The organism is Alkalibacterium sp. s-m-28, from assembly GCF_054658175.1.
This window is the reverse complement of the sequence record NZ_BAAGIQ010000121.1, coordinates 1-4633: the sequence shown is the minus strand read 5'-3', so window position 1 is coordinate 4633 and position 4633 is coordinate 1. Positions and strand designations below refer to the sequence as shown.

General features: G+C 39.0%; 5 protein-coding genes. All 5 read left to right on the top strand.

From position 1 onward, the window contains the following. Positions 1-257 precede the first annotated feature (257 nt). The 5 genes from thpR (at position 258) to ACYQ4S_RS10815 (ending at position 4381) form a co-directional block, all read left to right on the top strand. Complete coding sequence (thpR, locus tag ACYQ4S_RS10835) at positions 258-818, top strand: RNA 2',3'-cyclic phosphodiesterase (RefSeq protein WP_346024291.1); 561 nt, start codon at positions 258-260, stop codon at positions 816-818. Between the two features lie 555 nt (positions 819-1373). Next, positions 1374-1568, top strand: a complete 195-nt coding sequence (locus ACYQ4S_RS10830) for a YwbE family protein (protein WP_346024290.1) — start codon at positions 1374-1376, stop codon at positions 1566-1568. Between the two features lie 334 nt (positions 1569-1902). Further along, positions 1903-2997 carry a hypothetical protein gene (locus tag ACYQ4S_RS10825; protein WP_459771100.1) on the top strand — a complete coding sequence of 365 codons (1095 nt, stop codon included), beginning with the start codon at positions 1903-1905 and terminating at the stop codon, positions 2995-2997. 29 nt (positions 2998-3026) lie between these two features. Beyond that, positions 3027-3263: a beta/alpha barrel domain-containing protein gene (locus tag ACYQ4S_RS10820; protein WP_428830599.1), complete on the top strand. Its 237-nt coding sequence runs from the start codon at positions 3027-3029 to the stop codon at positions 3261-3263. A gap of 266 nt (positions 3264-3529) precedes the next feature. Then, positions 3530-4381 carry a M15 family metallopeptidase gene (locus ACYQ4S_RS10815; RefSeq protein ID WP_346024288.1) on the top strand — a complete coding sequence of 284 codons (852 nt, stop codon included), beginning with the start codon at positions 3530-3532 and terminating at the stop codon, positions 4379-4381. The last annotated feature ends 252 nt before the right edge of the window (positions 4382-4633 follow it).

The window sequence follows — 4633 nt, the reverse complement described above, 5'->3', positions numbered from 1 at the left end:
ATTTCTTCCCATGTCAACGCTCTCCTTTGAACTCATATAGTTGGGTTCATTATACAATAAAGAACCCTATAAAATAGAGAACGAATAAGGGTTTTTTATCCGTGTCTATTCTATAGGGTCCAGTTTACTTCTCGGTGAAGTGCCCTTTTTTTATTAGAGATAAATCACTTTTTCAGTTAAGGTATAGGAAGTATTAGCTTAAGTGATTCGAGAATAAAAAAATTTAGTTTTAGGGCACACGAGAGGAGGAGCAGAAGATGAGAGTATTCATTGCTATCGAGCTGGAAGAAGAGGTCAAAGAAAAGCTGGCTGAAATTCAGTCAAAAGTTAAAGTAACGGCTGAAAAGGGACGGTTTACAGCCGTTTCCAATTTTCATCTAACTCTTTACTTTATCGGAGAAGCTGACAGCGAAAGAATCGGTCAAATCAGCAAAGCGATCGATAAATGTGCTGAGCATAACGTGCCGTTTAAGCTTAGTCTTGGTAAACTGGGGTCTTTCAATAAACGAAGCAAGCGCATCATATGGGTTGGGGTCGATGGTGACATAAGACAGCTGAAAAAGGTCAACGAACAAATCAGTGACGTATTGAATGAAGAAGAGCAAACTGCTGAAAAAGGAGAGTATACGCCGCACATTACTTTGGGGAGACAGATCGTTTTCAGTCAGGATTTTGAGGAATGGAGTCAGAGCCAGCCTGTCCCACCTGTAGAAATTGAAGTCGATAAGATTTCTTTAATGGAAAGTACACGGCTGAATGGCGAGCTTATATACAGGCCTATATACGTCAAACCAGTTCGTAAAGACATAACAGAGTAAAAGCCCTCGTTGAGATCTGAACCCATCGCAGTGACATCGGCTGCGGAAAGAAACAGTTATACTAAATGGAAGTTCACCTAACTGAGAAGGTTCTGTAACCAGTTGCATCTGAGTGATATCGAATGAGAGAAAATAGGACATGACAGGGACTATGAACTCGGCTATACGATCTATGAATAGTGCAAATCCAAGCATGAGTATGCCTTGAATAAGATGAAGAAACCCATGATCAAGTTGAAACGTCTCAAGAGCCGAAAGTAATCTGTTTTTACATGCCGTATACTTGTCTTTCAATATTTTGATGAGGCAAAAAAAGAAGGGTCACTCCTTTCTGAAAGGGCATAAAATATTAATCTCCTTATGATTATTCTATCATAACGAATGTTATTATAATAAGGTTTACCCTCTATAGGTTTGGTTTATATATGAAAAGTTTATTTCATAGCATGTCAATTGACGTAAAATGTCTGTATACTTTAAGAAGTGATGTGAATATTGAAATCAAGTGATGTGTTCAAGTGTTTTAGAAAGTATTTTAAAGCGAGGAGATAGACTATGGATGGTACAAAACGCAGCAACATAAAACCAGGAGATAAAGTCAAAGTCGTGCAGAAGCAGGATCAGAGGTCAGGAAAATTGACAGAAGGGGTAGTCAGTAGATTACTGACCAAGTCGCCTACACATCCTCACGGAATCAAAGTGATGCTGGAAGATAAAGTGGTTGGTCGTGTGAAGGAAGTTATAAAATAAATAGGATACGAAAAATCTGCCAGTTTATGGCAGATTTTTTTAATTCAGCTTAATGAACATACTTAAGTTTACATGGAACAGGGCATTAAACTGATAATTCTAGAAGTGCAATTATATCCCTAAAAACATGCATTATGATTACAGTTTTTATTTTTCCAATGTATAATAGAAGTAGGAATAAAAACAAATGTAATGGTTCGTGAGATAAGAGAATGACTTACTTGCAGGTGACTCAACTTATTGACGAATTGCCCTCAACCATAGTCAACATTAACAAGTCTGATCATTACCCGATAGTTCATCTGTACGTTCTGTATAAAAAGGATGTGAGAGTATGAAACAGGAGTCAGTTAAACTCATCAATCCATTCAGGTTTACTCTTGAGCCGATGGAAAGGCTGCTTCAAATCAACTTTGAAAAAGATCCGGACACTTTTTATATCGGGTTTGAGCCTCAATATTATAACGATAGTACCTATGGAAGAGGACATGTTATTTTGGGGTGGAGGACGGACGGTAAGATCGATGTCTATTATCAGCCTTCTCTTAGAATTGAGAACAAGACATATGACACTTTCGGCAAAGGGCTGAATGAGAAAATAGAATGTGCTTTTGATGTTGCATCCTTTGATATCGGCCAGAAAGGTGTTCAGGTTTTATATCGTTTTACTGATAAGTATGGCAGAAAAATCAAATTGAAGATACACGAAAAAAACTTCAAAAAACGCTCGCCATTTAATCTGCTTGCACCAGTGGGAGCATCTTCTCAGACTCCCTCCTATCTTCCCCTCGTATATCTGTTCGATTTCTATTTTGTTCGAAAAAATCATACGGTCGTTGACATTCATATTGGCGAGCAGTCACATAAATTGGATAATCTCCCGGTTACGATGGATGGGATGCGAATGTACTTCAGCCGCTACAGCGCCAAACCGTTGATTGTTAAATTCAACCCATATTCAGATGAGCATATGTCTGTTATGTCGTTAAATGAGAGAGAGGAAACGGTAAGAACTAAAGACTGTATTCTTGAACTGAACTGGCAGGAATCAAGTCCAGCTATTCGTACCCTGAGATACCCTACTCCTATTTATCCAGTTCAACTGTCATTTGTTCCCCCTTTTCCTGATATATTGACGATGGAGCATAATAAAGTGAAAGAAGGAATTTTTCAGATCAGTTGTCATCCTTCTCTGGGTTTGCTGATTGGAAGGTATCGTGTGATTAAAAGAGAAAACAGTGTAAAGATTAAGTGCTGCCCTACTGAAGGATGGTCTCCGATACCAGAAAAATGGTCGTTGCGCTTCTTGTATAGGCGTGAACCTGTTTATCGGGAATGGCCGATGTCATATGAATGGAAAGCATTCATAGATGAACGTTCACCTTTGAACTTCTATATGCGTTCGAGCTGGAAAAGACTGAAACGCTGAAGGGTTGAAAACAGCAGACACATCTGTGGATGCAGCTGAATCAACCAGGCAGACAATCGCCTTGTTCGCTATCGGGTACATCGATGGCTCCAAGTGAAGTTGCCTTAAAAAAACTGTATTGTTCTTTCTTCAATCCACCCAGAGTTTTAAATATAGAAGAGAATACTGCTATAACTGATAGGTTTGGTCTAGCAGCTGAAATTGCAAGAAAGGCTGGCTTTACGGGTGTTCAGATTCATGCTGCCCATGGGGATCAGATACTATGAGCAGCAGATAAGTCGTCTCGCTGACGGGCTGGATCCGCTGTACAATGAGAATGGATGGAAACCGATATAGAACAATTTAATCAGACATGGACATAATGAATGTGCTGGTCTTAATTTGTCCATTTATGGAACAAACTGAATTTTAGGTATATCCATTTAGTTTATTATAAAATAGAACAAGGTAGAATGTAATAGAGAAGACAGGTAATTTATGGTATTGTATACCTATTGTGATAGATATTAAAAGAATAAAAAGGAGCATACAATTGACATACAAACAGTTCAGACTATCTACTAGTATTCTGATGAGCTTGTTTCTTCTTAATGGATGTACAGATAACGATTCCGAAGAGGAACTTGGAGAAATAGTTGAAGAAATGCCTCAGGAAGAGACTAAGGATAATGATGAAGCAGAAATTAATGATGGAGAAAACAATGAAACTGAAGAAGGAACTCAATTTGAAGAAGATGAGGATGTTGAGTCTGATGAACCTGTCATCACTATTGATATGGAAGAGGACCTGCTTGATCCTGACAGCATAAAAGTCCTGGTCAATAAGCAGTATGCCCTTCCGGAAGACTATTCCCCAGATGATCTTGTCCCTTTGGACTTACCGACAGTTTTTGACGATCCTAATTTAACTAATATGAGAGAGAGAGCTGCACAGGCTTTAAGAGAAATGTTTTATTCTGCAAATGATGAGGGGATAGTACTTTATGCTCGTTCAGGTTATCGATCATATCAGACTCAAACACAATTATTTGATCGATATGTAGATAGAGATGGTCTCGAAGCGGCTAATCGCTACAGCGCTCGGCCAGGTGAAAGTGAACATCAGACTGGTTTGGCAATAGATGTAACGAGCGAAAGTGTAAATTTTAAGCTGACTGAAAGATTTGGTGAAACACCGGAAGGGCTATGGGTGGAAGAACATGCCCATGAGTTCGGTTATATTATCAGATACCCGGAAGGGAAGGAAGAGATTACAGGTTATCAGTATGAGCCTTGGCACTTAAGATACTTAGGAGAAGAACTGGCAGGGGACATTGCAGAAAGTGGACTGACTTATGAGGAATACCTTCTGGAAATAGGGATAGATATTGATATCGAAAAATAGTCGCAGTAAGCAGAAAAAAGATGGGAGGCTGACAATAGCTGGGCTTGTTTTAACGTAATTCCGAAAGAAGTCTCCCACTTCTAAACGTATGGGTACGAAGCACCAGTGAAAGTGGGAGATGAATTTCGGTCAAGCGATAGCTTGAAGTTATTTCTCAAGACCTTTTCTTATTAGTTCAAGGATAGCTGCCGTTCTTGTAGGCAGTCCATTTTCTTTTTGGTATGCGTCTACTTTTTCTAGAATAACTTTTGG